The following is a 26,034-nucleotide window of genomic DNA, read 5'->3' on the forward strand; positions in this document are numbered from 1 at the left end:
ACCTGCACGGTGCCCGGACCACCCGGTCACCCGATACGGCCATCGGCCGACGAGCGATGCGACCAAAGTCGTTGAGTACTGTGATGCCGACGTCGACCCGGGGAGCGTGAAGATGCAGCCAACCGACACGGCCGACCTGGCGGCCCGGCCCGTCGAGGCCGAGCGCCCGCTGCTCAGCTACCGCGACGAGGCGACCGGCGAGCGCGTTGACCTGACCGCGCAGCAGGTCGGCCAGTGGGCTGCCCGGAGCGCCGGCCTGCTGCGGGACGGGTGCGGCCTTGGCCCCGGCAGCCGCGTAGCGGTCCTGCTGCCGCCGCACTGGCGTACCGCCGCTGTGTTGTTGGGGGCCTGGGCCTCGGGCCTGGCGGTGTCGTTCCGACCGCGCGCCACCGCGGGCCTGGCGGTCCTCGAACCCGGCGGCGACCGGCCGTTCGATGCGGTGTTCGTGACGCCGGAGCGGCAGGACGACTGGCTGGAGGACGTGCCGGACGCGCCGCACCGCTACCTCGTCGGCACCGGTCCGGGGCGGCTGGACGACGTGCCGTTGGGCTGGTTGGACTGGTCCGCCGAGGTGCTCCGGCACGGCGACGGCGCGCCCGACCACACAGCCATCCACCCGTCGGACCCGGCCACCGCCGACGGCACCACCTACGGTCAGTGGGGTGCTCTCGCCCAGGAGTTCGCCACGATGCTGGACCTGCGCGCCAGCGACCGCCTGCTGGTCGACGCCGCCGAAACCGAGCAGCCGCTGAAGTGGTTGCTCGCGCCGCTCTCGGCCGGCGCGTCAGTGGTGATCAGCGCCAACCTCGACCCGGCGCGGCGGGACTCGATCGTCGCCGCGGAACGCATCACCCGCGTCCTCTGAGGCCGTCTCGAGTCACCCGACCGGTGGAGCCGCCGCCTTCCGTCAGCTCTCACATCTTTCCTGCTCATACGCTTCGCCGAAGGCACGCGCGATGGTCCGGGCGCGGCCACTGTGCACACCGGCGGAGGGTTGATGGCTTCGAGGCGTACACCTCGGGTTGTGGTCGCGGCGGTGGCCGGTGGACTCTTCGCCCTCGGGGTGGTCGCGCCCGGGCCGGCGGCGGCGCCGATGCCCCGTGCGGCCCAGGCCGACGGGCCCACGGCCCCCGACCCGCGCGAGCCGCGCCCGCCGCTGCTCCCCGCCGACTTCCAGGGCACCGGCCGGTACGTCGTGCGGGACCTCGGCATCGACGTGCCGTTCTCCTGGCAGGGCCGCGACGGCAACAGCCAGATGATCGCCGGCGGCCCGGACCACCCGATCTGGTTCACGAACCTGATCTACGAGAACACGCTCTACACGCTCACCTACAAGTGGCCCAACATCCCGCTGTTCCCGCCCCGCGCGTGCAGCAAGGTCCCGGGTTTCTTCAACCGGCAGATCTTCAACGACAAGCTGAAGACCGCTCGTTACGTGGGGCCGGAGATCCTTCAGGGTGAGAAGGACCGACATGTCGACCACTGGCGGGTCGGGGTCGTCGGCGGCTCCGCGGTGCCAGGGGAGTTCTTCCGGTTCCCGATCGCGCTCGGCGACATCTACGTCGACCAGCACGACCCGAGCCGGTGGTGGCAGGTGTTGCAGTTCGGGTTGCAGAACCTTTTCGACCCGGAGCTGGACGAATGGTTCACAATGGACACCTTCGATCACCGCCCCGGCGAGGTCACCCTCCCCGACCGCTGCCCACCCCCCACGTCTTGATCAACACGGGCAGGGTCAGGGCCGAGGGGGTCCGGGTGGGGGTTACAGGGCGAACAGCAGGGCGGCGTTCAGGAGGACGACGACGGCGGTGGCGAAGTGGATGCCGAATGCCACAGCCTTCGTTCCGCCATTCCGCAGCACGATGACGGTGTCGCCCAGCGGGACGAGCGCGACGACCAGCATGTACCACGCGACCGCCTCGGCGGTCGTGAAGGCGATCAGGGCAAGGCCGAGCAGCCCGAATGTGAGGTCCTTGAGTCCTTTGACCGTCAGGTAGGCGGGGTCGCCGTCCGGTCGGGCCGGCACGCCGTAGCCGGCGGCGGCGGCCTGCGGCACCAGCAGGAACCGCGCGCCGATGAAGGCGACGAAGAGGCTGAGTGCGACGGCGAGCCCGTAGGCGAGGGGTGCCAGCATGAGTCTGCTCCAATTCCTAGCGCTGCTAGATATAAGAGCGACGCTAGCAGAGCGAAGACAGGATTGCTAGCAGTGCTAGGTTGCTGTCATGTCGACACAGGCGCGCCGGGAGCGTGAGCGGGCTGAACGGGAGCAGGCGATCATCACCGCGGCGCGGGACCTGGCGTTGGCCGAAGGCTGGGACGCGGTGACCACCCGACGGCTCGCCGCCGAGATCGAGTACAGCCAGCCCGTCCTCTACAGCCACTTCAAGGGCAAGGACGCCATCATGGCGGCGGTCGCCGTCGAGGGCTTCGCCGAGCTGGCAACCGCACTGGTCTCGGCCCGGGCCTCCGCCCCCGACCCCCGGCAGGCGGTCGCCGACGTGGCAGCCGCGTACGTCGCGTTCGCCCAGCAGCGGCCCGCGATCTACGACGCGATGTTCACCCTCGCCGTGGACCTGCCGTTCGCCAGCCAGGACGTGCCAACCGACCTGGCCCGGGGCTTCGCCGAACTGTCCGAGACAGTGCGCCCGGTCGCGTTGGACGACGACCTGGAGACGGTCACCGAAACCTTCTGGGCCGGCCTGCACGGCCTGGTCACACTGATGCGCAGCGGCCGGCTCCGCCGCGCCGACCACGAGCGCCGGCTCGCGGTCCTGGTGGACCGCTTCTCCCGTTGAGCGATGCCGGTCAAGGCTGACGCGGTCGGGGCGCGCACGGCGCGAGGTGGTCGGTCGGCAGAGCGCACCGCGCGCCGCGAGGCAGCGGCCGTCTACGACATCAGCTCCACAGCGAGCGCGAGAGACATCCCGTTCCCGCGCCGTGGTCCGCACCCGCCGTGGTCCGCGCCCACCGTGCTGCCCGCGCCAACCGCGCTGCCCCGCGCCCACCGTGCTGATCGACTCGGGCTCCAGGAAAGTGGGGCATCACAGCGCCCCGAACACCGCGACTTCCTGGAAACCGAGTCGATCGAGGCCGCGCGGGTCAGTCGACAGTGGGCAGCTTCGGGCCGAGGACGTCGTCGGCGTCGACGATCGTGTACGCGTACCCCTGCTCGGCGAGGAAGCGCTGCCGGTGTGCCGCGTACTCGGTGTCGATCGTGTCCCGGGACACCACGGTGTAGAAGTGCGCCTGCCGGCCGTCGGCCTTCGGCCGCAGCACCCGACCGAGCCGCTGCGCCTCCTCCTGGCGTGAGCCGAACGTCCCGGACACCTGGATCGCCACCGCCGCCTCGGGCAGGTCGATCGAGAAGTTCCCGACCTTCGAGATCACCAACGTGCGGATCTCCCCGGTGCGGAACGCGTCGAACAGACGCTCCCGCTCCTTGTTCGTGGTCGAGCCCTGGATGATCGGCGCGTCGAGGTACTCGCCGAGCTGGTGCAACTGGTCGATGTACGCGCCGATCACCAGCACCTGGTCGTCCGGGTGCCGGTCGACCAGCGCCTTGACCACCGGCAGCTTGGTGCGGGCGGTCGCCGCCATCCGGTAGCGCTCCTCGGCTTCCGCCGTCGCGTACGACATCCGCTCCGCGTCGGTGAGGGTCACCCGGACCTCGGTGCACTCGGCAGGGGCGATCCAGCCCTGCGATTCGATGTCCTTCCACGGCGCGTCGTACCGCTTCGGCCCGATCAGGCTGAACACGTCGCCCTCGCGGCCGTCCTCGCGTACCAGGGTCGCGGTGAGGCCCAGCCGGCGGCGGGCCTGGAGGTCCGCCGTGAACCGGAAGATCGGCGCGGGCAGCAGGTGCACCTCGTCGTAGACGACCAGGCCCCAGTCGCGGGCCCCGAAGAGGTCCAGGTGGGTGAATGCGCCGCCGCGCCGCGAGGTGAGCACCTGGTACGTGGCGATGGTGACCGGACGGATCTCCTTGCGCTCGCCCGAGTACTCGCCGATCTCCTCCTCGGTCAGCGAGGTGCGGGCGATCAGCTCCCGCTTCCACTGCCGACCGGCGACCGTGTTGGTGACCAGGATCAGGGTGGTCGCCTTCGCCTCGGCCATCGCCGCCGCGCCGACCAGGGTCTTGCCGGCACCGCAGGGCAGCACCACCACCCCCGACCCGCCGGCCCAGAACGCCTCCACGGCCTCCCGCTGGTACGAGCGCAGCGTCCACGGCTTGCGGCCGTCCTTGCCGGCCTCGGCCAGCTCGATCGGGTGCGCCTCACCGTCGACGTAACCGGCCAGGTCCTCCGCCGGCCAGCCCAGCTTGAGCAGCGCCTGCTTGAGCCGGCCACGCTCGGACGGGTGCACCCTGATGGTGTCGTCGTCGATCTTGTCGCCGAGCATCCCGGCGAGCTTCTTGCTCTTGGCCACCTCGATCAGCACCAGCCGGTCCAGTGCGCGCAGCACCAGCCCGTACGCCGGGTCGTTGGCGAGCTGGAGCCGGCCGTACCGGTCCATCGTCTCGGCCACGTCCACCAGCAGCGCGTGCGGCACCGGGTAGCGGGAGTACTTGAGCAGCGAATCCACCACTCCCTCGGCGTCGTGCCCCGCCGCGCGGGCGTTCCACAGACCCAGCGGGGTCAGCCGGTAGGTGTGCACGTGCTCCGGCGAGCGTTCCAGCTCCGCGAACGGCGCGATCGCCATCCGGCAGGCCTGCGCGTCGGGGTGGTCGATCTCCAGCAGCAGGGTCTTGTCCGACTGCACGATCAGTGGTCCACCGCTCACGCCAGCGTCCTCTCCTCGGTTGGCCGACCGGCCGGAACGGGTCGCATACCCGCTGCTGGCCGACCATCCAGTGTTGCACGATGCGGGACGGCGAAAGAAAGATGCTCACCGGGCGCAACCGTGATGGCACTCACGAACGTCTAGTAAAGGGACGACTGTCTGGGGAGGGCCCATGGAGCATGTCCGGATCGCCTCCCGGCTGGTTGCCCTCGTGGTGGTCGTGCTGGTCGGCGCGGGAGCGTGCGCGTTCGATCCGCAGTCCGGCGGGAGTGGTGGCGGGGGAGCCGCCCAAGCCGGTGCGGCGGAACAGGCAACGGGGGCGGGCGACACGTCCGGGCCCGACCAGCACGGCCGGCCCACCCCGGCCGCGCCCACAACGAAACCCTCCCGGAAACCCACGCCGAAGCCGACCCGCCCGGCACCCACCACGACCCCCGGCACCGGTACGCCGACAGTCGCCGGCTGCCCCCAGGGGCAGCACCAGCGGGCGGTGGAGACCCACCTGGCCCGGTTGGGCGGGTTCGGGGCGGTGACAGTGGACGGCCGGCAGTCCGCCGCCGACTGCGCGGCGATCAAGAAGTTCCAGAAGAGGTACGGCATTCGCCCCGTCGAGGGTCGCGCCGGACCAACCACCCTCGACGTGGCCCAGCGCCTCGCCACCACCGACACGACCCGCTGCAAGGCCGGCACCGGCACGACGTTCTGCGTGGACCTCACGCGGCAGACCGTCTGGGCGCTCCGCGGCGGCAAGGTGATCATGGCGCCGACGGTGACCCGCACCGGCATGTCCGGCTACCGCACCCCGGCCGGCACGTACGCCGTCAACTACCGCAACCCCAAGGAGTGGTCCAACCCGTACGAGGTGTGGCTGCCGTACTGGCAGCACTTCACCCAGGGGATGGGCTTCCACGAAACCACCACCTACCTGCACGACAAGTCGATCGGCTCGCACGGCTGCGTCAACCTGCTGCACGCCGACGCCGTCCGGATGTGGGAGCTCGGCAAGGTCGGCACCCGGGTGGTGCTGATCGGCCGACGCCCCGGCACCTGAGTGACACGGAGCGAATCGCGGGGATAACCCCCTGTCCGACCGGACCAACGAGTGTCACCCTTGGAGTCCAGGGCCGGACCGGGCGGGGAGGCTGGGCATGACGGTCGACCGTGACGTGATCGCGGAGCACGAACACGCACCACCCGACGAAGTGTCCCGAGCGACGGTGATCGCGTACGCCGTCGCGGCGACACTCCTGCTCGGGTGGTTCCTCTTCGGCTGGCTGGTGCTCCAGCAGGGCTTCGTCGACTCCGTCGGCGAGTCCGCCGGTGCCGGCTTCGCGCTGCTGTTGATCATCTCGGTGGTCGGCACCGTACGCCGCAGTCGCCGCTGACCGACGGCGTCCGCGCGGTGGCACCGTCGGTCAGTCCGCCACCACCGCCGCGGTGATCCGGTGCAGCGCGAACGTGTGCAGCATCTCGGTCCGTTCGTCCTCGGCCCGCAGGTAGCCGGCACCGATCGAGACCGGCTTGAGCAGGCGTGACGCCGTCGCCCCGTGCGCGTCGACGTAGCCCACCCAGACCAGCGCCTTGTCCCGGACCGCCTGCTGGAGCACCGCCAGTGCCTCGCTGTGGGTGTGCGCCGGCACCGGGCCGCCGCCCAGCCCGGGTGCACCGCCGCGCACCACGGCAGGCGCCCGTCGGGCGGCCCGCGCCGCCGCGTCGCCGCGCCGGATGTGCTCCACCACACCGAGCAGCCGGGGCATGGGCAGCTTCGGTGCGGCCAGCGGATCGATCGTCCGGGTGGTCACCGACACCCGGGGCGGGGCCCGCCGGATTCGCGGCCGGGCCAGCACAGTGCTGCCGGTGCCGTCCTCCTGCACCGGGGCGTACCCCGCGTCGCGCAGCGCACCCAGCAGCCGACCAACCTGGTACTGCGTACACAGCACCGTCGGCGCGAGCCGGCGCAGCGCCAACGACTCCAGCCGCCGGTCGGCCAACACCTCGCTGATCAGCGTCTCGTCGTCGCTGCGCAGGTACGCCCCGGCCAGGCCGACCCGCAGCCCACCGTGCTTACGGGCCACGTCGTCGATCAGGTAGGTGAGCCCTTGAGGCACCGGGGTACGTGACCGACGCCGGAACACGTCGTGCAGGTCGTCGGCCGTGTAGCCGGAATCCAGGGCCCGCCGCACGCTCGCCGTGGTGACGCGGTGCACGCTGGCCCCGCCGGCCGACTCCAGTTCGGTCATCGCCTCCAACTCGACGGCGAGTGCCGGCTCGGGTGGGCCGGGCACCACCACTGTCAGGTCGGCCTGCACCAGGAAGTGGTCGACTGGTGCGGGGAGCAGGGCGTCCAGCGCCCGCGCGGTACTGGACGGGTCGCCGCTCTCGACGTCGGCGTGCACGCCCAGCGGGTCGTCACCCCGATCGTCGGTCGACGTCAGGTCCCCCAGCAGCAGCCGACCGTACGAGGTGAGCGCCCCCAGCCCCGTCACGCCCAGCTGTGCGGCCTCGGCCAGCACCTCCCGGTGTGCGGCATCCCGGCCCCGGCTGCGACGGGGAGACCGCCAGTCCAGCAGCTCCTGCACCTCCTCCGGGGTGGGTGCCGTCGCCGGCTCCAGATCGGCGAGTACGCCGAGCACCGCCCGTCGGGTGGCCGGCACGCTGGCCCGCTCGGCCTCGGCGGAGAGCGCGGTGATCGGCCGGTCCCGGTCGTCACGGCGGCCCACCAGCCCCACCTGCCGGGTCATGGTCAGCCACGCGCGGGCGAGCTGCTCCCACCGTTGGGCCAGCGAGGCGGCCCGCCACACCTCGTACCCGCCGGTCGGCAGCACCTGCTGATCCGCCCCGTAGCGGCCGGTGGTCGCACCGGGCATCTCCAGCTCACCGAGGAGCCCCGCCGCGTACGCCACCTCCAGCAGCAGCGCGGTGGTCGGTTCGTCCAGCCCGGCGGTACGCGCCAACCGGCGCAGGTCCCGTACACCGATGCCACCCGAACGCAGCACCGGCGCGGGCTCGTCGGCGAGCTGCTCCAGCAGCCCTTCGGTGTGCCGGACCACCTCCATGGACTGCCCGGCTCCGGCCGAGTCGACCGCCTTCGGCTCGCGCGGCGCGGCGGCCACCGGCGGCGGGCTGGTGCGCAGCGGCCCGAGGGGGCCGCTGTCGCGGCGCAGCAGCAGGCCGACCTCGCGGGGCAGCTCCACCGTTCCGCTCGCCGTGGACGAGCCGGTCGTCGCCGGGACCAGCAGCCGGTTGTCGACGAGCCACCGCACCGGGGAGCCGGTCGGCGCGCCACCGTTCGTCGGGTCGGTGAGGACCGGGTCCGCCGCGCCGAGCGGCGGTGCCTGCAACGCCCCCGGCGGCACGCTGCCCACCGGTGGGCCGGCCGCCAACCGGTCCAGGATCGCCCGGGCCGAGGGCGGGGCGGCGAGCACCGTCCGTCGCAGCTTCGCCGGGTCCGCGCAGAGCGCGGCCGCGCGCGGGTCCAGCTCTGCGGCCGGTCGGCCGAGCCCAGCGGGGTACGGGGAGACTTCGTCGACTGCGGGCAACACCTGGAGCGCGTGTTCCGGGCCGTACAGCAGGAAGAGCGCACGCAGTCGGCCCACGGCGGCCCGGACGGCCGTCGGAGCCGGCGGGTGCGGCCCGGCGGTCGCCATCGCGAGCACGGTGTCGGTGGCCGTGGTGGCGTCGTCCGGGTTCCGGGTGAGGCGGGCGGCGTCGAGGATCTGGAGGGTGAACTGGTCCAGGCCGTCCAGCGCGCGGGCCACGGAGACCCGGGACTGGGCCCGGATGGCCAGGGCGGAGACGTCGGCCGGCACGGGCACGACGAGGTCGGGCCGCAGTTGGAGGAGCGCGGCCAGTGACTCGTCGGGCAGCGACCGCAGGTGGTCGGCGAGTGAGGTGGTCATCGTCTTTCCACGCTAGCCCGGCACCGGGCTTCCGCGCCCCTCGGACGTCCGGTCGGCTGGGAGTAGCCGGTACGTTTCTCGACATGCCCGCACTGACCGTCGGATTCGACCTCGACATGACCCTGGTGGACTCCCGCCCCGGCATCGCCGCGGCGTACCGGGCGTTGACCGCGAGGACCGGTGTGCCGGTCGACGCCGAGCTGGCGGTGTCCCGGCTCGGGCCGCCGCTGCGTACCGAGATCGCGCACTGGTTCCCGCCGGATCAGGTCGAGTCGGCCGTGCGGGTGTATCGCGAGCTGTACCCGGCGTACGCGATCACCCCGACGCTCCTGCTGCCCGGCGCGCGGGAGGCGATCGAGGCGATCCGTGCGCGCGGTGGCCGGGTGCTGGTCGTCACGTCCAAGATCGGCCGGCTGGCTCGGTTGCACCTGGACCACCTCGGTCTCACTGTCGACGAGTTGGCCGGCGACCTGTTCGCCGAGCAGAAGGCGACCGCTCTGCGGGAGCACGGCGCTACCCACTACGTCGGTGACCATGTCGCGGACATGGTGGCGGCGGCAGCGGCCGGGGTGCCCGGCATCGGTGTGGCGACCGGCCCGTGCTCCTCCGATGAGCTGCGCGCGGCCGGGGCGGAAGTGGTGCTGGAGGAGCTCACCGAATTCCCAGCGGCGCTCGACGGGATGATCCAGCTAGCCTTGGAGCAGTAGCGGCTCAAGTGAAGCAGGGGTTTTCAGGTGCCTACGGGTCGAGTGAAGTGGTACGACACGGCCAAGGGATACGGCTTCGTCACGAGTGACGAGGGCGGCGACGTGTTCCTGCCCAAGGGGGCGCTGCCGGCGGGTGTCACCGACCTCAAGGGTGGCCAGCGGGTCGACTTCAGCGTGGTGGACAGCCGCCGGGGCTCGCAGGCCATGGGGGTCAAGCTGCTGGACGCGCCGCCGTCGATGTCGGAGCTGCGCCGTCGGCCGGCTGAGGAACTGCACGGCCTGGTCGAAGACATGATCAAGGTGCTGGAGGCGAAGGTCCAGCCGGACCTGCGCCGGGGTCGGTATCCGGACAAGAAGTCCGCGCAGAAAATCGCTCAGCTGGTCCACGCGGTGGCCCGCGAGCTGGAGGTCTGAGGCACCAGGCCGGCGGTGGCGGCCCGGTCGAGCAGTGCCGCCACCGCGGCGAAACCGGCCTCGCCCAGGTCCGCTGTGAACTCGTTGACGTAGAGGCCGATGTGCCGGTCGACCACGTCGAGTTCCATCTCCTGGGCATGCGCCAGCACGTACTCCCGGCTGGCCTTCGGGTCCGCCCAGGCCTGCCGGACCGACTCGCGGACCCAGGCGGCCGCGGCCTGCGGGTCGACCGCCCCGCGTCGGGCCAGGATCGCGCCGAGGGGGATGGGTAGGCCGGTGTCGGCCTCCCACCATTCGCCGAGGTCGACGAGGGCGCTCAGGCCGTGCCGGTGGTAGGTGAACCGGGCCTCGTGGATGACCAGCCCGGCGTCGTAACGCCCAGCCGCCACGCCCGGCATGATCTCGTGGAACGGCACCACCTCGATCCGGGCCGGTGGCCGCCCGGCCGACCAGAGCCGGAACAGCAGGTACGCGGTGGTCCGGTCACCCGGCACCGCCACAGTGGCGCCGGTCAGGTCGGTGCGGTCCGGGCCGCCGTCGCGGTCACCCCGGGTGAGCACCAGCGGACCACAACCGCGACCGAGGGCGCCGCCGCAGGGCAGCAGGTGGTAGTCGTCGAGCAGCCAGGGCAGCGCCGCGAAGCTCACCTTCACCAGGTCGAACGCGCCCTGCTCGGCCGCCGTGTTGGTGACGTCCACGTCGGCGTACGTCACCTCGACCGGCGGTGCGTCGGGCACCCGCCCGTGCACCAGCGCGTGGAAGACGAACGTGTCGTTGGGGCAGGGCGAGATCGCCAGGGAGAGCGCCACACCCTCACGGTAGTCCCGCGCCCGCCTCGCGGCCCGCGCCCACCCCACGACTGTGACCCGCGACCATGACCGGCGGCCCGTGGCCCTGATCTGTGCCCGCGACTGCGGCTGGCGGTCAGCGGCCGTGATCCGGCCGTAGGGCGGTGGCCCGAACTCCGACGGATGCCCGCCGGGTGGGAATGACGCGCGGAAACGACTGGCCCAGCAATGTCAGACACCCACCCCACTCTCCCTTTGGAGCTGATGTCGTTAACGAATCGCCCAGGTTCGGTGACCGGTGGTTCGGAGCTTGCGGTCCTAGCTCCGAGTGGCGATGTCGTAGACGATTCAGCTCCAAAGGGGGCTTGCGGAGTAGGTCGTCCACCGAGCCGAGCGGTTGTCCACAGCTTTATCCACAGGTCTGGCCGGGGTGTTGATAGTGCGCTGACCAGCGGGGAGCATCGGTATGTGACCGAGGCGAGTGACCACACGGACGAGACCAGCGGGGTCGATCTCGGTCCGGCGCTCCGCGCCCTGCGTCGGCGGGCCGATCTGAGTCAGCGGCAGTTGGCCGAGAGATCCGGGGTGCCGCAGCCGACGCTGGCCCGGATCGAGTCGGGGCGGGCGCTCGATCCCCGATTCCGGACAGTGGAACGCCTCGTCCAGGCGGCGGGTGGGGCGCTGGCCGTCGGCGTCCCACCCGCCGTCTCCGGCGTCACCGAACCCACGCCGGTTCCGCACGACGACATGCGCGACGAGGCGGGCCGCCGATACCCGGCTCACCTGGACGTCTGGCCGGTCCACGAGCCTCGGGACTGGCCCGGCGCCTGGTGGGCGGAGTGGTACCGGTTGCCGCCCGAGCGGTATCCGCTTCCGCTGCCACCGGCCGCCTACGAGCTGAACCGGCGCTATCGCGACAACCGGCGGTGGGCTGCCGAGGTCCGAAGGACTGCGCAGGTGCGTCGGGTGCTGGCCAGCGACCTGCCGTCCACCTGCTGGCGCTACGTCGCCGAGCTTCCCGACGGCACGCTGGTTGGTGAGCTGCGGGCCCATGAGCGCAGCCCGTTCCTGGAGTTCGGCGAGTGGCATCCGGACATGCCGGAGCGGGAGATGGTGCTCGACGGCGTGCTTGTCGACGCCCGGCACCGGCGGTTGGGGCTCGGGCGACGGCTGGTCACCGCGCTGGTGACCGGGATGCGCGAGGCGGGCATCGACGACGCGGTCGCTGTCGCCGAGGGGTCCGGCATCGACCTGCTGCTGGCGTGCGGTTTCGAGATCGAGGCACGCCGCGCTGCCGCACTACGCCTGGGTCATCCTGGCAGGCGCCGCTTCTCCTGAGCGTCGGCCGGGTCAGCGCAGTGCCGGGGCTGCTGCGGTCAGGGCGGCCAGGGCTTCGCGCAGCCGCCAGGCGTCCCGGTCGCGGGGGCCGATCGGGTTGGAGATCGTGCGCAGTTCGGCGAAGGGCACCCCGGCCTGCGCCGCGGCGACCGCCACGCCGTACCCCTCCATGGCTTCGGCGACCGCTTCCGGATGCCTCCGGCGCAGCTCGTCGGTGCTGGCCGTAGTGCCGGTGACGGTGCTGACCGTGAGCACCGGGCCGGCCGTGGCCGTCGGGAGGGCGGCTCGCAGTGCCGCCAGCAGGCCCGGGTCCGCCGGGACCCTGCTGCCGGCACCGAGCAGCGCGGGCGGCATGCCCAGCTCGTCGACCGGGATGAAGCCGTCGGGCGACTCGGCACCCAGGTCGGCGGCGATGCTGGCGGTGCCGAGCACCGTGTCGCCGACCTCGGCCCGCCCGGTGAAGCCGCCGGCAACGCCGGCGCTGACCACCGCACGGTACGGGCGACCGGCGGCCTCTGCCAGCGCCAGCAGCCGGGCGGTGGCGGCACCGGCGAGGGCCGGGCCCACACCGATCGGGCTGACGGTCACGCTGGGGTCGGTCAGCCCGGAGCGGACCGCGTCCGCCTCGGCTGGAACCGCCGTCACCACCAGCAGCCCGGTCACGAAAGTGAGCCGGGGGACTCGCGGCGGGTTTCGTCGTCGGCCCCGCCACCCGGGCCGCCAACGGCCGACGACGGGCGGTAGATGTGGTAGCCCGGCGGGGCGAGGCTCGGGTCGTCGTACTGCGGTGAGCTGGTCCGGGCCGGGGCCGGTGAGGTCGGTGTGGGGTCCCCGGGCTCGTCCGCCGGCTCGTCCGTCGGCTCGTCCTCAGTCAGCTCGTCGTCACCGAGCGGTCGGCCGGCCAGCTTCTCACCGCGCAGCCGGGCGGCGGCCAGCACACCCCGGATCGCCGCCAGTACGCCGACCCCGGCGGCCACGGCGATGCCCATCCGGCCGTCGAACGGCACCAGCCCGAGCCCACCGCCGGCGACGAAGGCGAGCATCAGCACCGTCTCGGAGTGGGCGAAGGAACTGGCTCGCAACCGTTCCGGGATGCGCTCCTGGATCGAGGCGTCCACCGCCAGCTTCGCTATCCCGCTGGCCAGCGCGGCGACAAGGCAGAGCAGGGCGACCATCAGCAGCGAGAACTGGATGACGGCGAGCACCGCCACCCCGGCCACGATGATCATGCTGCTGGACTGGATGGCGGTCGGCCGGTGGATGCGCAGCCGGGTGCCGATGGCGGTGGCCAGGAAGGTGCCGACCGCGAGCGCGCCGCCGACCACGCCCAACGCCCACTCGGCGCCCAGATCCCGGCCGAACACCACTGTCGTCAGGTCGCCCTTCTTGATCGCGAAGGCGAGGAAGAGCAGCAGGAAGCCGTAGAGCGCGCGTAGCGTCGCCGCGCCGATCAGGGTGGCGATCACCAGCCGGCCGGACGGTCGGCCCCGGCCCAGCGGCCGGTCGCCACGGCGGCGGCCCAGCGCGCGCAGTGGCCGGGGGACCCGCTCCGGTGGCTCCGAGTCGGCCTTTGGCGGCAGCCGCAGGGAGATCACCATGCCGACCAGGAAGATCACCGACGCGACCCGCAGCGGCCACTGCGGCCCGAACCAGAACGCGGCCAACCCGATCGGCGCCACCAGCGCACCCGCGACGGTGCCGTAGACGCTGGCCCGGGCACCCACCTGGGACAGACCGAGCCCCTCCGGCAGTAACCGGGGCACCGCCGCGGATCGGGCCACGCCGTACGCCCGGGAGAGCGCGAGCACCCCGAACGCGGCCGGATAGAGCCCGAAGCCGTGGATGTAGTCGGAGATCAACCAGGCCAGGAAGGCGCGCCCGAGCATCGTCGCCGCCAGGGCGTACCGCCGGCCGTGCCGGAAGTGATCCAGCAGCGGGCCCACCACCGGGGCGAGCATCGCGAACGGCACCATGGTCACCAGCAGGTAGAGCGCGACCTTGCTGCGAGCCTCGCCGAGCGGCACGTTGAAGAAGATCGTGCCGGCCAGGCCGATGGCGATCAGGGTGTCACCGGCGCAGGAGAGCGCGTGCAGGTCGAACAGGCGAACCATGCCGACCTCGCCGCCGGCACCCCGGGCGCGGGCCCGGCCGGCCCGGCGGGTCACCCAGCGGCCGCTACCCACCGAACCACGCAACAGCAGACGGATGGCGCGAATGCCGGTGCCGACGGTCCGCCCGAGGACGGATCGCCCGGAGCGGGAGTACGACGGCATGTGCACCATCCTCGCCCATCTGATCCGGGTACGCCGCACCACCGCTGGGAAAGGTTCCCCGGGAGTCCCTGTCACCCCTGCGAGGCGCATGGGGAACAATGGTCGGGTGACCAGGCCCGTCTCCACCCGTGCCGCCCGTCTCGACCAGGTCTGCGCCGCCGCCGTCGAGGTGGCCCGCGCCGGCATCACCGAGGTGGGCTCCGACGATGTCGGCGACCACCTGCAGGTTGTCGCCGAGGGTGACCGGCTCGTCACCCATTACTTCGAATGTCGCCTCGCCGGCTACAACGGCTGGCGCTGGGCGGTCACCGTCACCCGGGTGCCGCGTAGCAAGACGGTGACCATCTGCGAGACGGTGTTGCTGCCCGGCCCGGACGCGCTGCTCGCGCCCGGCTGGCTGCCCTGGCAGGAGCGGCTCAAGCCGGGCGACCTGGGTCCGGGTGACCTGCTCCCGACCTCGCCCGACGACGATCGACTGGTCCCCGGTTACCTGCTCTCCGACGACCCGGCGGTCGAGGAGACAGCATGGGAGTTGGGCCTCGGCCGCGCCCGCGTGCTCTCCCGGGAGGGTCGCATCGACACGGCGCAGCGCTGGTACGAAGGTGACCACGGCCCCGCTGCGGCCATCTCGTCCGCCGCTCCGGCCGCCGCCCGCTGCGGCACCTGCGGCTTCTACCTGCCGCTGGCCGGTGCGATGCGGCAGGCATTCGGGGCGTGCGGCAACTTCTACGCTCCCGACGACGGCCGGGTGGTGAGCGCCGACCACGGTTGCGGCGCCCACTCCGAGACGTTGATCGAGGCGGCCGAGACCGCTGTCGACGAGCTGCCCACTGTTTACGACGACAGCGCGGTGGAGGCCATGTCGGTCAGCCGGGCTCCGGGCTCGGTGGAGGCCGCTGAGCCGGCGGAGCCGTACGGGCACTCCTGATCGTCCGCGCCGGAGTGCTCCGGCGCGGCGGCCAGCTCACCTTGCGCGGCGACGTCGTCGGTTGGCGTCGTGCCGCATCATCACGGCGAGGCCCGGGAAACCCCACAGGAAACCGGCGAGGCAGGTCCAGAGCCAGTTCTGGTGACCGTGGTCGGTCAGCCAGCCCCGGAAGAAGATCAGCAGGACCAGCCCGGCCACGGCCCACGCGATCAACCCGGCGAGGGCGAACGGCACCATCGGCGGATCCAGTGGTGCGGGCCGCGGTGGCTGCTCGTTCGGCATTCGGCAAGCGTACGGGATCTACTTCCCCTGCCCGCCGACGATCTGGGACGATGCGCGCGACAACTGGAAGATCACCTGCGAGGACCTGATGGCCGTAGCGCCGCCCGAGAACGGCACACCTTCCAAATCCGCCCCTCCGCGTAACGGTTTCGACCGGTTCTTCGAGATTTCCGCCCGTGGCTCGACGTTGAGCCGTGAGGTACGCGGTGGCCTGGCGACCTTCTTCACGATGGCGTACATCGTGGTGCTCAACCCGCTGATCCTGGGTGGCGCCGTCGACGGTGACGGCAAGAGCCTCCCGATTCCCGCGCTGGCTGCCGCGACCGCGCTGGTCGCCGGCCTGATGACCATCCTCATGGGTGTGGTCGGCCGGTTCCCGCTGGCGCTCGCCGCCGGTCTGGGTGTCAACGCGCTCGTGGCGTACGAGATCGCCCCCGAGATGACCTGGGCAGACGCGATGGGCCTGGTGGTGATCGAGGGTCTGATCATCGCGGTGCTGGTGCTGACCGGTCTGCGGACCGCTGTGTTCCGCTCGGTGCCGACGCAGATGAAGAGTGCGATCGGGGTCGGCATCGGTCTGTTCCTGACCATCATCGGCCTGGTGGACGCCGGCTTCGTCCGGCGCATCCCGGACGATGCCAACACCACAGTTCCGGTCGGCCTGGGCATCGGCGGCAAGCTGGTGAGCTGGCCGATGCTGGTCTTCGTGGTGGGCCTGCTGATCACGCTGGTGCTGGTGGTCCGTCGGGTCAAGGGCGCGATCCTGATCGGCATCCTCGCCTCGACGGTGCTCGCGGTGATCGTGGAGGCGATCGGCAACATCGGCCCGTCGTTCGTCAACGGTCAGCCCAACCCGAAGGGCTGGTCGCTGAACGTGCCGGAGTTGCCGAAGTCGGTGGTCGACCTGCCGGACCTGTCGCTGCTCGGCAAGTTCAACGTGTTGGACTCGTGGGGCCGCGCCGGTTGGCTGGTCGTGCTGATGTTCATCTTCACGCTGTTGATCACGGATTTCTTCGACACCATGGGCACGATGGTCGCGGTCGGCCAGGAGGGTGGGCTGCTCGACGAGCAGGGCACTCCGCCGAAGGCCAAGGAGATCCTGCTTGTCGACTCGATCGCGGCGGCGGCCGGCGGTGCGGCCAGCACCTCCAGCAACACGTCGTACATCGAGAGCGCCGCCGGTGTCGCGGAGGGTGCCCGGACCGGTGTGGCCAACCTGGTCACCGGCGTGCTTTTCCTGCTCGCGATGTTCCTGGCGCCGCTGGTCGTGATCGTGCCGTTCGAGGCGGCGTCGACGGCACTGGTGGTGGTCGGGTTCCTGATGATGACAGCGGTCCGGACGATCGACTGGTCCGACTACGAGATCGCCATTCCGGCCTTCCTCACCATCGTGTTGATGCCGTTCACCTACTCGATCTCCAACGGTATCGGCGCTGGTCTGATCACCTTCGTGGTGGTCAAGCTGGCGCGGGGCAAGGCCCGGGAGATTCACCCGTTGCTGTACGGGGTGGCCGTGCTCTTCGTGCTGTACTTCCTGCGTGGGCCGATCGAGTCCCTGGTGCTCTGAGGCTCGTCCGGGCGGGGAATCGATCGGGATTCCCCGCCCGTACCATCTGAATCCCCTCGTGAGCCTGGTCATAACGGATGTCGTTAGCCATGCTCATTAGTTAAGCTAACTACTGTGACGGAGCGGACGGTGACGGCGGAACGCGTGCCACCGGCGCAGCTGGCTCCCCAGCTGCGTGATGCGATCACCCGACTCAACCGGCGGGTCCGACAGGCCCGACCGGTCGGCGACCTCACGGTCACCCAGGTCTCCGCGCTCACCAGCCTGCGGCTGGCGGGCGCGATGACACCCCGTGAGCTGGCCGACGTGGAGCGGGTGCAGCCGCCGACGATGACCAAGATCGTCGGGAAGTTGGAGGACCGCGGCCTTGTGCAGCGGACACCCCATCCGACCGACGGGCGGCAGGTCATCCTCGCGGCGACCGAAGGAGCGCAGGCCGTGCTCGACCAGTTCGAGCGGGCCCGCGACGAATGGCTGGCCCACCGGCTGGCCGCGCTCGACGAGGACGAACGGGAGACCCTGCAGAGGGCCGCCCAGATTCTTCAGCAGCTCGCTCGCGCCTGAGCCGCGCCCGCGCCACCGGGTCCGTGCCGTCACCTGTCGATGACGCGTACGTCCGAGGAGGCGCACCAAGAGTGCAGGCCAAGCTGAGCACGATGTTCCAGTCCCTACAGGTCCGCAACTACCGGCTCTTCGCATCCGGGCAACTGATCAAACTGATCGGTGTCTGGATGATGTTCATCGCCCAGGACTGGCTCGTCCTCGACCTCTCCGACAACTCGGCGACCGCGCTCGGCGTGGTGACCGCGTGTCAGTTCACCCCGGTGCTGCTGCTCACCCTGTTCTCCGGCCGACTCGCCGACCGGTACGACAAGCGGGTGCTGCTCTTCGTCGCCAACGCCTTCTGGAGTGTGCTGGCGCTCGGCATGGCGGTGCTGGTCCTCACCGATTTGGTGCAGCTCTGGCACGTCTTCGCCTTCGCCGCCCTGCTCGGCACGGCCAACGCCGTGGAGACCCCGGTCCGGCAGGCGTTCGTCTCCGAACTCGTCGGCACGCCGCTGCTGCCCAACGCGTTGTCGCTGAACGCCGCCGTGTTCAACTCGGCGCGGATCGTCGGCCCGGCCGTCGCCGGCCTGGCGATCGCCGCGTTCGACGTGGGCCCCGTCTTCCTCTTCACCGCCCTCAGTTCCGTCGCGCCCCTGGTCAACGTGGTCCGGATGCGGACGGCCGACCTGCACCGCGACGCCCTGCTGCCCCGCGACGAGCGGGCGTCCGCAAAGGTCATCGACGGGCTGCGGTACGTGTCCCGTCGCCCCGACCTGCTACTGCCGATGGCTGTCATGTCGGTGATCGGCATGTCGCTGTTCAACTTCCAGCTCACCCTCGCCGCGCTGGCGAAGACGGTCTTCCACACCGGTGCCGCCTCCTTCGGCCTGTTCAGCACGGCGCTGGCCGTGGGCGCGCTCGGCGGCGCGCTCAGCGGCACCGGTCGACGCAGCCGGCCGTCGGTCTGGCTGGTGCTCGGCGCGGCGATCGCCTGCGCCAGCTTCGGCACCCTGGTCGGTCTCGCCTCGACGTACTGGCTGGTCGTGGCCCTGCTGGTGCCGACCGGCTTCTTCATGGTCTTCTTCGCCCAGGCCGCCAACCAGCGGGTCCAGTTGGGCGTGGACGCGGCCTTCCGGGGTCGGGTGATGGCGCTGTGGGTGCTGGTGTTCCTGGGTACCAACCCGGTCGGCGCGCCGCTGATCGGCTGGGTCGCGGAGCACTACGGTGCCGGTGCCAGCATCTGGATGGGTGGGCTCATCTCGCTGGCCGCCGCGGTGATCGCCCTCACCTGGCAGCTCCGCCACTCCGGTGCCCGGCTGCGTTTCCGGGTGCTGCCGATGCCCCGCTTCTACGTCACCTCCACCGACTGCTGAGGTTTACCACCAGCTCCGGCCGCGTCCGGTTGCGCGGATTGCTCGGATGCGGCCAAATCGCTGGCGGGGTGGCACGGTGGGGCTTAGCGTCGATGCGTGGGAGTCGGACACGCGCTGATGCTGGCCCTGGCGTTCCTCGCCGTGGCCACGCTGCCGGCGGCGTTCGCCCTGCTCTTCTGCTACGACGAGATCCTCGACCGGGTGGTCTGCGGCTGGTCCGAGTGGCGTGACCGCCGACGGGAGAAGCGCACGATCGCCAGACTCGACCGTGCCATCGAGGCCGACGCGCTGACCCGGGACATCGACCTCAGCGAGTTCGACAGCGTTGACCGCCGGCCGCTGGAGCAGCTCGCCGCCGACCTGCGCCGTCTCGGCGGTCAACGGGTCGGCGGTAGCGGTCGCTCGATGGTCTGGCACAGCGCGCTGCTCCAGGCGTACGACGACCGGCTTCGTCTCGCCTGCCGCGCTCTCAGCATCGCCGAGCACCTCGCCGAGCTGGAGGGCGTCGACCAGGAGATCGAGCGGGTCCGGGTGGAGGGCGTGCTGCACGCCGCCGGTCTGGCCCTTCCGGCGGCCCGCCCCGGGCAGCGGCAGCGGCACCGCTGACCCGCCCGCCCGTCGGTCACCGCCGATCCGGTTGCCCGGTGGCCTGGGCAGCGGGTTGGGTCCCGGTGTGAAGCACCGCGCGGCCCTGCTCGGCGGCGCGGACGACGCTCTCACTGATGAAGTCGAGGAAACGGGCGATGTTCTCCAGGCGGGCGGCGGCGGGGGTCTGCGGGCCGAGAATGGCGACGCCCTGGCGCGCGGTTGCGACGAGCTGGTCGTTGGCCCGGGCGCTGGCGATCGTCGCCTGGTAGAACAGCTCGTCGTCGACCACGTAGCGGTCGCGGCGGCGTTCGTCGCGTTCCCGGCGGACGAGGCTCTGACTCTCCAGGAAGGTGATCGCCTTGGAGATGGACGCCGGGCTGACCTGGAGGCGCTGGGCGAGCTGTGACGCGGTGAGGCTGGCCGAGTCGGTGATGAACAGGTGGGTCAGGACCCGGGCCGCCATCTTGGGCAGGCCCGAAGCCATGAGGACCGTGGTGAACGTCTCCCCGTACTCCGCCACGGCCCCGGCGTCACGTCCATGCTCCTGAGGGAGCGCGCTGGCCCCTGGTGAGGTGACTGTCCTGCGCCGCTGGGCGCGGCGTTCGGTGGCGCGGTGGGCCAGCTCGGCGCGGTAGGCGGTGGGGCCGCCGTTGCGCATCACCTCGCGGGTGACTGTCGACGTGGGACGGTCGAGGCGCCGGGCGATCTCCGCGTAGGGGAGGCTGTCGATCAGCCCCAGCGCGATCTGCTGGCGCTCCTGCTGACTGAGTCTGCCTCCCGGCATCACGATCTCCCCGGTAATTGCTCGTCGCGTCCGCTGACTGCCCCACCATAGCGTTCACCCTCCGCCCGTTGCAACGGTTGCGACCTTCGCCGTTGCGTTATCTCCGGGATCGTTGCAACACTTTATGAGCCTTGAGCTGCGCCTCTGCAACTCTAACGCAACATACTTGTTGCCTCCGTTTGGAAAGCAACGTAGCGTTTCCGTTGTCAGAAAGAGCTGTCAACACAGGAGAACACGATGCAGACGTTCGACACCCCCGCCCCCATCTCGGCCGTCCTCGACATCCCCGCCGGACGGATCCAGTTGATCGCCGCGGACCGCGCCGACACCGTCGTCGAGGTTCTGCCCACCGACCCCTCGAAGAAGCGCGACACCAGGGCCGCCGAGCAGACCACTGTCGCCTACACCGACGGCGTCCTGCGGATCACGGCCCCGGCCTCCGGCAACCCGCTCGTCGGCCCGTCCGGGTCGCTGGAAGTGACCGTTCAGCTCCCCGCCGGCTCGACGATCAAGGCCAGGACCGCCAGCGCCGAACTTCGCGGCGTCGGGCGTCTCGGCGACATGGCCTTCGACGGGGCGTACCGCCAGATCAAGATCGACGAGGTCGCGAGCCTGCGGCTCACCGCGATCGACGGCGACGTCGAGGTCGGCCGGCTCAACGGCCCCGCCGAGATCAGCACCGCCCGGGGTGACATCCGGATCGCCGAGGCCGTGCGCGGCGCGGTCGTGCTCAGCACCCAGTCCGGCGACATCTCGGTCGGTGCCGCCGCCGGCGTCTCCGCCGCACTCGACGCCGGCACCGGCCACGGCCGGGTCAGCAACGCCCTCAAGAACGACGGCACCACGACGCTCGACATCCGCGCCACCACCTCCCAGGGCGACATCACCGCCCGGAGCCTCTGAACCCCACCACGACCAGGCGACAGGAGTACGACATGAACCCAGCTACCTTGTGGACCGGCATGGTGTCGGTCGACGACACGGCCCTGGCCGTCACCGACACCGGTGGCCCCGGCATCCCGGTGGTCTACCTCAACGGCCAGTTCGCCACCCAGGGCTACTGGCGGCGGGTCATCGCCGAACTGGGCACCGAGTTCCGGCACATCACCTACGACGAGCGGGCTCGCGGCAGGAAGTCGGAGCGCTCAGCCGACTACTCGTTCGAAGCTGCCGTCCGGGACGTCGACGCCGTACTCGCCGCCCGGGGGGTGGCCCAGGTGTTGCTGGTGGGCTGGTCCTACGGAGCGGTGGTCGGGGCGCACTGGGCCAACCGGAACCCGGAGCGTGCCCTGGGCGCGGTCCTGGTCGACGGCGCGTTCCCGCACGACTGGCTCGACGATGCCATGGCGCAACGGATCCGCAGGATGTTCCGACGGATGAACCTGTTCATGCCGCTGCTCCGCCCGACCGGCCTGACCCCACGGATGAACGCCGACCAGATGGCGGACAGCAACATCGAACTGGGCGAACTCTCCCGCGAGCGCGAACTGGGCCCGGTGCTGGACGCCATCAGCGTTCCGGTGCGGTACGTCGTCGCCTCGGGAACGTCCCTCGGCAGTCGCGGGGACGAGCAGGAGCAGATCCGCGCCAGCCTCGACGCGGTGACCGCCCGCAACCCGCACATCACCATCGGGGCGAAGGTCGCCAGCAACCACGGTGCGATCCTCAAGAAGGACTTCCGCGCCGTCGCCGAAGCGGTACGCGGAGTCGCCGCCCTCAGCCGAACCGCACGAAGGACCCTCAACGAGGATGCGTAGTCGGCCGCTACACCGCGCCGATCTTGCAGTTTCGGTCGCCGAGATGGGCGGATTGCCCAGTGAGTCTGGACAGAAAGTGCAAGATCGCCGGGCGGACCGTGTCGCTCAGGGAGCTGAGGTTCGAACGCGCGCGTTGACGGGTGACACAGGGTCACCCGTCAACGCGAGGCGTCAGGAGGATTCGCGGGCGGCCGGGCCGCTGCCGAAGAGCACGTCGTCCCAGCTCGGCAGCCGCTTGCGTGGCTTGCCGTTGGCGTCGGTGGACTCGCCGCCGGTGGCCGCCGCAGCGCCCGTGCGGCGGGGCCGCAGCACCGCCAGCGACGGCACGGCCGGCACCTCCTTGGGCGCGTCCGAATCGTCGTCGAAGGCCGAGCCCTGGCCACCGCCGAGCAGCGCGGCGGCACCCCCACCGACCGGCCGCTGCCGGGGCGCGTCCGACCCGGCCAGGGCAGCCGGGGTACGCGGCTCCAGCCCACGACCCGACGAACCGCCGAGCGGACGGTCCAGGGAGGCGAGCAGCGCGTCACGGCCGGCCCGGATCGGATCACGGCCAGGGCGCGGGTGCTCGGACGCCGCTGGCAGACCGTGCCCGCCACGACTCGGCTCGCCGCGCGACGGGCCCGGCAGGGCGTGCCCGCCGCGCTCCGGTGCCGGCTCCTGGCCGAGGATCGGCGTGGGCCGCTCGGCGCACAGGTACTGCGCCATGTCGTCGTGCGGCGTGACCACCTGTCGCGCCTTGTCCATGTCCCAGATGGCCTGCGCGGTGGCCTTGCCCGACGGCCAGGTGGCGATGATCCGCCAGGTGCCGTCGTCGCGCCGGTACGCGTCCCAGGAGATCTTCTCGGTGTCGATGCCGTGCTGGCTCAGCCGGCCGTTGACCACCTCGGCGAGCGGGGTGGGCTTCTCCGCGCCCTTGAGTCGGGTGCGCCGGGCGTGCTGGGCGAGCATCGCCCGCTCCTGCAACACCGGGCCGGCGTAGCGCAGCACGCGGTCGACCGGCACCCCGGCGATCCGGGCGACGTCCTCCGCGGACTCACCGGAGCGGATGCGGGCCTGGATGTCCCGGGGGGACAGTGAGGGAATTGGGTCGACGGTGCTCGGTGCCACCGCGAGCGGCGGGGCACCCGGCTCGGGGTGCATCACACCGGCGATGCGTTCGTCGATGGGCAGGGCCAGGAGGCGCCCAACCTCGTCGGCGAGCACCAGTGCCTGGCCGTCCTCGGAGAGGGCGACGAAGCGTACTGGGCGCATAACGTTGCCTCCGTCCCGCTTCGCTGGCCGCACACCACGAGTCGGCCACCCAGGCGTCTCGGACCACCGTACGCGCATCTGTCTCGGGGTGGGGGAAGCGACACCCCGCATGTCGTGACTGAGCTGCGGCGATGATCACGGTCGGTGTCCGTGGAGGCTCCAACGGACACCGACCGTGACGAACGTCAGAGTCGCTCGACCACGTAGTCGATGGACGCGGTGAGCGCCTCGACATCGGCCGGCTCGACGGCCGGGAACAGCGCCACCCGCAGCTGGTTGCGACCAAGCTTGCGGTAGGGCTCAGTGTCCACGATGCCGTTGGCGCGCAGCGCCTTGGCGATCGCCGTGGCATCCACCCCGTCGGCGAAGTCGATGGTGGCGACCACGTTGGAGCGCAGCGCCGGGTCGGTGACGAACGGGGTGGCCACGCTGGACCGCTCGGCCCAGCCGTAGACCGCTGCGGCGCTCTCGGCGGTGCGCTTCGCCGCCCAGGACAGGCCGCCCTGCGCGTTCATCCAGTCGGTCTGCTCGGCGGCCAGGAAGATCGTGGCCAGCGCCGGGGTGTTGTAGGTCTGCTCCAGCCGCGAGTTGTCGATAGCGGTGACCAGGTCGAGGAAGGCGGGGATGTAGCGCCCCGACGCCTTGATCTCGGCGGCCCGGTCCAGTGCGGCCGGCGACATCAGAGCCAGCCACAGACCGCCATCGGAGCCGAAGCACTTCTGCGGGGCGAAGTAGTAGACATCGGTCTCACCGACGTTGACGTCCAGGCCACCCGCGCCGGAGGTTGCGTCGACAAGCAGCAGCGCGCCCTCGTCGGCACCGGCCACCCGGCTGATCGGGACGGCCACACCGGTCGAGGTCTCGTTCTGCGGCGTCGCGTACGCGTCCACGCCGGACTCGGCGACCAGTGTCGGAGCGCTGCCCGCCTCGGACTTGCGGACGGTCGGCTCACCCAGGAACGGGGCGTCCTTGACCGACTTGGCGAACTTGGCGCCGAACTCGCCGAAGCTGGCGAACTGGGCCCGCTCGCGAATCAGGCCGAAGGTGGCGACCTCCCAGAACGCGGTGGTGCCGCCATTGCCGATGACCACCTCGTAGCCCTCGGGCAGCGAGAAGAACTCGGCGATGCCGGAGCGCAGCCGGGCAACCTGGTCACGGACCGTCTTCTGCCGGTGCGAGGTGCCGAGGTAGGTGGTCGCGACCTCGGTGAGGGCGGACACCGCCTCCGGGCGGACCTTGGACGGGCCGCAGCCGAAGCGTCCATCGGCGGGCTTGATCTCATCGGGAATCCGGATGATCGGTGCGTCAGCCACGGTCTTGAAGATCCTTCCGCAAGGGCGAGGGCGGGCCCGGCGACACTGCCGGCCCTCATCCTCGCACCCGGACCGGACGACGGTGGGCGGGGTCCCGGCGGTCGGTCTGAGTCCTTCGCCACAGTCGGCTCCGGTGACCGACGACAACGACCACTCTTCGACGCGCGGCGTGGACAAGGGGCCCTTCCTCGACGTCCGGCGTCGAGGAAGGGCCCCTTGTCGATCAGCTCAGACGCCGTGCGGGATGGCCGCCCAGCCCTCGACGTCGGACGGCTTACGGGTCTCCGGGCCCGTGTAGCGGGCGGACGGGCGGACCAGCCGCTGCAGGCGCTTCTGCTCCAGGATGTGCGCGCTCCAGCCGCCCATCCGCGCGCAGGTGAACATCGAGGTGAACATGTGCGCCGGTACCTCGGCGAAGTCCAGCACCACGGCCGACCAGAACTCGACGTTGGTGGCCAGCACCCGGTCCGGGCGGCGGGCCTGAAGCTCGGCGAGGGCGGCCTTCTCCAGCGCCTCGGCGATCTCGAAGCGCGGCGCGCCCAGCTCCTTGGCCGTACGCCGGAGCACTCGGGCGCGCGGGTCCTCGGCACGGTAGACGCGGTGGCCGAAGCCCATCAACCGCTCACCGCGGTCGAGGACGCCCTTGACGTAGCCCTCCGCGTCGCCGCTGCGCTCCACCGCCTCCAGCATGCTGAGCACCCGCGACGGGGCGCCGCCGTGCAACGGGCCGGAGAGGGCGCCGATGCCCGACGAGATGCAGGCAGCCGCGTCCGCACCGGTGGAGGCGACGATGCGAGCGGTGAAGGTGGACGCGTTGAGGCCGTGCTCGGCGGCCGAGATGAAGTACGCGTCGACAGCCTTGACGTGCCGCGGGTCCGGCTCGCCGCGCCAGCGCTTCATGAACCGCTCGACGATGGTCTGCGCCTTGTCGATCTCCTTCTGCGGCACCGCCGGCAGGCCGAGGCCGCGGGCGGACTGGGCGACGAAGGAGAGCGCGGTCACCGAGACCCGGGCGAGATCCTCACGGGCCTGCTCGTCGGAGATGTCCAGCAGTTGGTTGAGACCCCAGTACGGGGCCAGCATGGCGACCGCGGACTGCACGTCGACGCGGATGTCACCGGAGTGCACCGGCACCGGGAACGGCTCCGCCGGCGGCAGGCCCGGCCCGAACCGGCCGTCGACGAGCAGCGCCCAGACGTTGCCGAACGACACCTGGCCGATCAGATCCTCGATGTCGACTCCGCGATAGCGCAGCGCACCGCCCTCACGGTCAGGTTCGGCGATCTCGGTCTCGAAGGCGACGACGCCCTCCAGCCCGGGTTTGAAATCGGCCATGTCGCTCTCCTGGATCTGGTCGGTGCGCCCGATCGCTCATCCGGCCCGGATCGGCCGAGCGCCTTAGGCGACCCTCAGGGATGTGTTCGCAACATACTGCCTGCTGAGTAAG

Annotated in this window: 26 protein-coding genes; 15 read left to right on the top strand and 11 right to left on the bottom strand. The window is 71.3% G+C overall.

The window, feature by feature from the left end:
* Positions 1-112: 112 nt before the first annotated feature.
* Positions 113-865, top strand: coding sequence for a TIGR03089 family protein (locus ACLQ3F_RS16585; protein WP_425849864.1), 753 nt, complete (start codon positions 113-115; stop codon positions 863-865).
* 132 nt (positions 866-997) lie between these two features.
* Entirely contained in the window at positions 998-1,720 is a 723-nt protein-coding gene (locus ACLQ3F_RS16590; RefSeq protein ID WP_357203773.1) for a hypothetical protein, read from the top strand.
* A gap of 42 nt (positions 1,721-1,762) precedes the next feature.
* Here the strand turns inward: ACLQ3F_RS16590 and ACLQ3F_RS16595 are convergent, their stop codons facing one another.
* On the bottom strand, positions 1,763-2,134 hold the full coding sequence (locus ACLQ3F_RS16595) for a DUF4267 domain-containing protein (RefSeq protein WP_425849867.1): 372 nt from the start codon (positions 2,132-2,134) through the stop codon (positions 1,763-1,765).
* An 88-nt stretch (positions 2,135-2,222) separates the two neighbouring features.
* On the opposite strand from ACLQ3F_RS16595, the gene ACLQ3F_RS16600 reads away from it, so the two are divergent.
* Positions 2,223-2,795, top strand: coding sequence for a TetR/AcrR family transcriptional regulator (locus tag ACLQ3F_RS16600; protein WP_425849869.1), 573 nt, complete (start codon positions 2,223-2,225; stop codon positions 2,793-2,795).
* A 304-nt stretch (positions 2,796-3,099) separates the two neighbouring features.
* Here the strand turns inward: ACLQ3F_RS16600 and ACLQ3F_RS16605 are convergent, their stop codons facing one another.
* A complete protein-coding gene (locus ACLQ3F_RS16605; RefSeq protein WP_112699948.1) occupies positions 3,100-4,779 on the bottom strand; it encodes a DNA repair helicase XPB in 1,680 nt (559 codons plus the stop codon).
* 172 nt (positions 4,780-4,951) lie between these two features.
* Between ACLQ3F_RS16605 and ACLQ3F_RS16610 the strand changes: the two genes are divergently transcribed.
* Both ACLQ3F_RS16610 and ACLQ3F_RS16615 read left to right on the top strand, forming a co-directional pair.
* Positions 4,952-5,830, top strand: a complete 879-nt coding sequence (locus ACLQ3F_RS16610) for a L,D-transpeptidase family protein (RefSeq protein ID WP_357203766.1) — start codon at positions 4,952-4,954, stop codon at positions 5,828-5,830.
* Between the two features lie 97 nt (positions 5,831-5,927).
* Complete coding sequence (locus tag ACLQ3F_RS16615) at positions 5,928-6,164, top strand: hypothetical protein (RefSeq protein ID WP_091395293.1); 237 nt, start codon at positions 5,928-5,930, stop codon at positions 6,162-6,164.
* 30 nt (positions 6,165-6,194) lie between these two features.
* Here the strand turns inward: ACLQ3F_RS16615 and ACLQ3F_RS16620 are convergent, their stop codons facing one another.
* Entirely contained in the window at positions 6,195-8,678 is a 2,484-nt protein-coding gene (locus ACLQ3F_RS16620; RefSeq protein ID WP_425849871.1) for a helicase-associated domain-containing protein, read from the bottom strand.
* A gap of 83 nt (positions 8,679-8,761) precedes the next feature.
* On the opposite strand from ACLQ3F_RS16620, the gene ACLQ3F_RS16625 reads away from it, so the two are divergent.
* On the top strand, positions 8,762-9,385 hold the full coding sequence (locus tag ACLQ3F_RS16625; protein WP_357206227.1) for an HAD family hydrolase: 624 nt from the start codon (positions 8,762-8,764) through the stop codon (positions 9,383-9,385).
* 27 nt (positions 9,386-9,412) lie between these two features.
* Entirely contained in the window at positions 9,413-9,799 is a 387-nt protein-coding gene (locus ACLQ3F_RS16630) for a cold-shock protein (protein ID WP_355004957.1), read from the top strand.
* Here the strand turns inward: ACLQ3F_RS16630 and ACLQ3F_RS16635 are convergent.
* Positions 9,760-10,608: a 1,4-dihydroxy-6-naphthoate synthase gene (locus ACLQ3F_RS16635; RefSeq protein WP_357206225.1), complete on the bottom strand. Its 849-nt coding sequence runs from the start codon at positions 10,606-10,608 to the stop codon at positions 9,760-9,762. The two genes, ACLQ3F_RS16630 and ACLQ3F_RS16635, sit on opposite strands and share 40 nt — an antisense overlap.
* Positions 10,609-11,055: 447 nt before the next feature.
* Between ACLQ3F_RS16635 and ACLQ3F_RS16640 the strand changes: the two genes are divergently transcribed.
* Positions 11,056-11,925, top strand: a complete 870-nt coding sequence (locus ACLQ3F_RS16640) for a helix-turn-helix domain-containing protein (RefSeq protein ID WP_425849873.1) — start codon at positions 11,056-11,058, stop codon at positions 11,923-11,925.
* 12 nt (positions 11,926-11,937) lie between these two features.
* Here ACLQ3F_RS16640 and ACLQ3F_RS16645 read toward each other — a convergent pair whose 3' ends face one another.
* Both ACLQ3F_RS16645 and ACLQ3F_RS16650 read right to left on the bottom strand, forming a co-directional pair.
* Positions 11,938-12,588 (bottom strand): futalosine hydrolase, encoded by a 651-nt coding sequence (locus ACLQ3F_RS16645; protein ID WP_425849876.1) that lies wholly within the window; start codon positions 12,586-12,588, stop codon positions 11,938-11,940.
* On the bottom strand, positions 12,585-14,198 hold the full coding sequence (locus ACLQ3F_RS16650; protein WP_357206219.1) for an MFS transporter: 1,614 nt from the start codon (positions 14,196-14,198) through the stop codon (positions 12,585-12,587). Before ACLQ3F_RS16650 ends, ACLQ3F_RS16645 begins: the two co-directional genes overlap by 4 nt.
* Between ACLQ3F_RS16650 and ACLQ3F_RS16655 the strand changes: the two genes are divergently transcribed.
* On the top strand, positions 14,197-15,126 hold the full coding sequence (locus ACLQ3F_RS16655; RefSeq protein ID WP_393217828.1) for a DUF3027 domain-containing protein: 930 nt from the start codon (positions 14,197-14,199) through the stop codon (positions 15,124-15,126). The two genes, ACLQ3F_RS16650 and ACLQ3F_RS16655, sit on opposite strands and share 2 nt — an antisense overlap.
* Positions 15,127-15,162: 36 nt before the next feature.
* Here ACLQ3F_RS16655 and ACLQ3F_RS16660 read toward each other — a convergent pair whose 3' ends face one another.
* Positions 15,163-15,408, bottom strand: a complete 246-nt coding sequence (locus ACLQ3F_RS16660; protein ID WP_091395273.1) for a DUF2530 domain-containing protein — start codon at positions 15,406-15,408, stop codon at positions 15,163-15,165.
* Positions 15,409-15,496: 88 nt separating this feature from the next.
* Between ACLQ3F_RS16660 and ACLQ3F_RS16665 the strand changes: the two genes are divergently transcribed.
* From ACLQ3F_RS16665 to ACLQ3F_RS16680, 4 genes are all read left to right on the top strand, one after another.
* Positions 15,497-16,975, top strand: a complete 1,479-nt coding sequence (locus ACLQ3F_RS16665) for an NCS2 family permease (protein ID WP_357257739.1) — start codon at positions 15,497-15,499, stop codon at positions 16,973-16,975.
* Positions 16,976-17,089: 114 nt separating this feature from the next.
* Positions 17,090-17,539 (top strand): MarR family winged helix-turn-helix transcriptional regulator, encoded by a 450-nt coding sequence (locus tag ACLQ3F_RS16670; RefSeq protein WP_355004963.1) that lies wholly within the window; start codon positions 17,090-17,092, stop codon positions 17,537-17,539.
* 71 nt (positions 17,540-17,610) lie between these two features.
* Positions 17,611-18,894 carry an MFS transporter gene (locus ACLQ3F_RS16675; protein WP_355004964.1) on the top strand — a complete coding sequence of 428 codons (1,284 nt, stop codon included), beginning with the start codon at positions 17,611-17,613 and terminating at the stop codon, positions 18,892-18,894.
* Between the two features lie 96 nt (positions 18,895-18,990).
* Positions 18,991-19,500, top strand: coding sequence for a hypothetical protein (locus ACLQ3F_RS16680; RefSeq protein ID WP_425849880.1), 510 nt, complete (start codon positions 18,991-18,993; stop codon positions 19,498-19,500).
* Between the two features lie 16 nt (positions 19,501-19,516).
* Here the strand turns inward: ACLQ3F_RS16680 and ACLQ3F_RS16685 are convergent, their stop codons facing one another.
* Positions 19,517-20,266, bottom strand: a complete 750-nt coding sequence (locus ACLQ3F_RS16685) for a helix-turn-helix domain-containing protein (protein ID WP_355004966.1) — start codon at positions 20,264-20,266, stop codon at positions 19,517-19,519.
* Between the two features lie 237 nt (positions 20,267-20,503).
* Here ACLQ3F_RS16685 and ACLQ3F_RS16690 point away from each other — a divergent pair, with 237 nt between their 5' ends.
* The gene (locus tag ACLQ3F_RS16690) at positions 20,504-21,169 is read left to right on the top strand and encodes a DUF4097 family beta strand repeat-containing protein (RefSeq protein WP_425849881.1); all 666 of its coding nucleotides are present in this window, start codon (positions 20,504-20,506) and stop codon (positions 21,167-21,169) included.
* 32 nt (positions 21,170-21,201) lie between these two features.
* On the top strand, positions 21,202-22,023 hold the full coding sequence (locus ACLQ3F_RS16695; protein WP_425849883.1) for an alpha/beta fold hydrolase: 822 nt from the start codon (positions 21,202-21,204) through the stop codon (positions 22,021-22,023).
* A gap of 171 nt (positions 22,024-22,194) precedes the next feature.
* On the opposite strand, the gene sepH is transcribed toward ACLQ3F_RS16695, so the two are convergent.
* From sepH to ACLQ3F_RS16710, 3 genes are all read right to left on the bottom strand, one after another.
* The gene (sepH, locus tag ACLQ3F_RS16700; protein ID WP_355004969.1) at positions 22,195-23,274 is read right to left on the bottom strand and encodes a septation protein SepH; all 1,080 of its coding nucleotides are present in this window, start codon (positions 23,272-23,274) and stop codon (positions 22,195-22,197) included.
* A 185-nt stretch (positions 23,275-23,459) separates the two neighbouring features.
* A complete protein-coding gene (serC, locus tag ACLQ3F_RS16705; protein ID WP_355004970.1) occupies positions 23,460-24,587 on the bottom strand; it encodes a phosphoserine transaminase in 1,128 nt (375 codons plus the stop codon).
* A gap of 228 nt (positions 24,588-24,815) precedes the next feature.
* The gene (locus tag ACLQ3F_RS16710) at positions 24,816-25,922 is read right to left on the bottom strand and encodes a citrate synthase 2 (RefSeq protein ID WP_425849886.1); all 1,107 of its coding nucleotides are present in this window, start codon (positions 25,920-25,922) and stop codon (positions 24,816-24,818) included.
* Between the last annotated feature and the right edge of the window lie 112 nt (positions 25,923-26,034).

Origin of the sequence: Micromonospora sp. DT15, from assembly GCF_049841475.1 — a bacterium.
Classification (GTDB): domain Bacteria; phylum Actinomycetota; class Actinomycetes; order Mycobacteriales; family Micromonosporaceae; genus Micromonospora.

What these genes read in the sequence shown, in the direction of transcription:
- ACLQ3F_RS16685 (WP_355004966.1), bottom strand. Translation starts at nt 20,266, where the DNA reads ATGCCGGGAGGCAGACTCAGTCAGCAGGAGCGCCAGCAGATCGCGCTG.
- ACLQ3F_RS16625 (WP_357206227.1), top strand. Translation starts at nt 8,762, where the DNA reads ATGCCCGCACTGACCGTCGGATTCGACCTCGACATGACCCTGGTGGAC.
- ACLQ3F_RS16610 (WP_357203766.1), top strand. Translation starts at nt 4,952, where the DNA reads ATGGAGCATGTCCGGATCGCCTCCCGGCTGGTTGCCCTCGTGGTGGTC.
- sepH (WP_355004969.1), bottom strand. Translation starts at nt 23,274, where the DNA reads ATGCGCCCAGTACGCTTCGTCGCCCTCTCCGAGGACGGCCAGGCACTG.
- ACLQ3F_RS16590 (WP_357203773.1), top strand. Translation starts at nt 998, where the DNA reads ATGGCTTCGAGGCGTACACCTCGGGTTGTGGTCGCGGCGGTGGCCGGT.
- ACLQ3F_RS16690 (WP_425849881.1), top strand. Translation starts at nt 20,504, where the DNA reads ATGCAGACGTTCGACACCCCCGCCCCCATCTCGGCCGTCCTCGACATC.
- ACLQ3F_RS16620 (WP_425849871.1), bottom strand. Translation starts at nt 8,678, where the DNA reads ATGACCACCTCACTCGCCGACCACCTGCGGTCGCTGCCCGACGAGTCA.
- ACLQ3F_RS16595 (WP_425849867.1), bottom strand. Translation starts at nt 2,134, where the DNA reads ATGCTGGCACCCCTCGCCTACGGGCTCGCCGTCGCACTCAGCCTCTTC.
- ACLQ3F_RS16695 (WP_425849883.1), top strand. Translation starts at nt 21,202, where the DNA reads ATGAACCCAGCTACCTTGTGGACCGGCATGGTGTCGGTCGACGACACG.
- ACLQ3F_RS16710 (WP_425849886.1), bottom strand. Translation starts at nt 25,922, where the DNA reads ATGGCCGATTTCAAACCCGGGCTGGAGGGCGTCGTCGCCTTCGAGACC.
- ACLQ3F_RS16650 (WP_357206219.1), bottom strand. Translation starts at nt 14,198, where the DNA reads ATGCCGTCGTACTCCCGCTCCGGGCGATCCGTCCTCGGGCGGACCGTC.
- ACLQ3F_RS16660 (WP_091395273.1), bottom strand. Translation starts at nt 15,408, where the DNA reads ATGCCGAACGAGCAGCCACCGCGGCCCGCACCACTGGATCCGCCGATG.
- ACLQ3F_RS16655 (WP_393217828.1), top strand. Translation starts at nt 14,197, where the DNA reads ATGTGCACCATCCTCGCCCATCTGATCCGGGTACGCCGCACCACCGCT.
- ACLQ3F_RS16600 (WP_425849869.1), top strand. Translation starts at nt 2,223, where the DNA reads ATGTCGACACAGGCGCGCCGGGAGCGTGAGCGGGCTGAACGGGAGCAG.
- ACLQ3F_RS16585 (WP_425849864.1), top strand. Translation starts at nt 113, where the DNA reads ATGCAGCCAACCGACACGGCCGACCTGGCGGCCCGGCCCGTCGAGGCC.
- ACLQ3F_RS16665 (WP_357257739.1), top strand. Translation starts at nt 15,497, where the DNA reads ATGGCCGTAGCGCCGCCCGAGAACGGCACACCTTCCAAATCCGCCCCT.
- ACLQ3F_RS16615 (WP_091395293.1), top strand. Translation starts at nt 5,928, where the DNA reads ATGACGGTCGACCGTGACGTGATCGCGGAGCACGAACACGCACCACCC.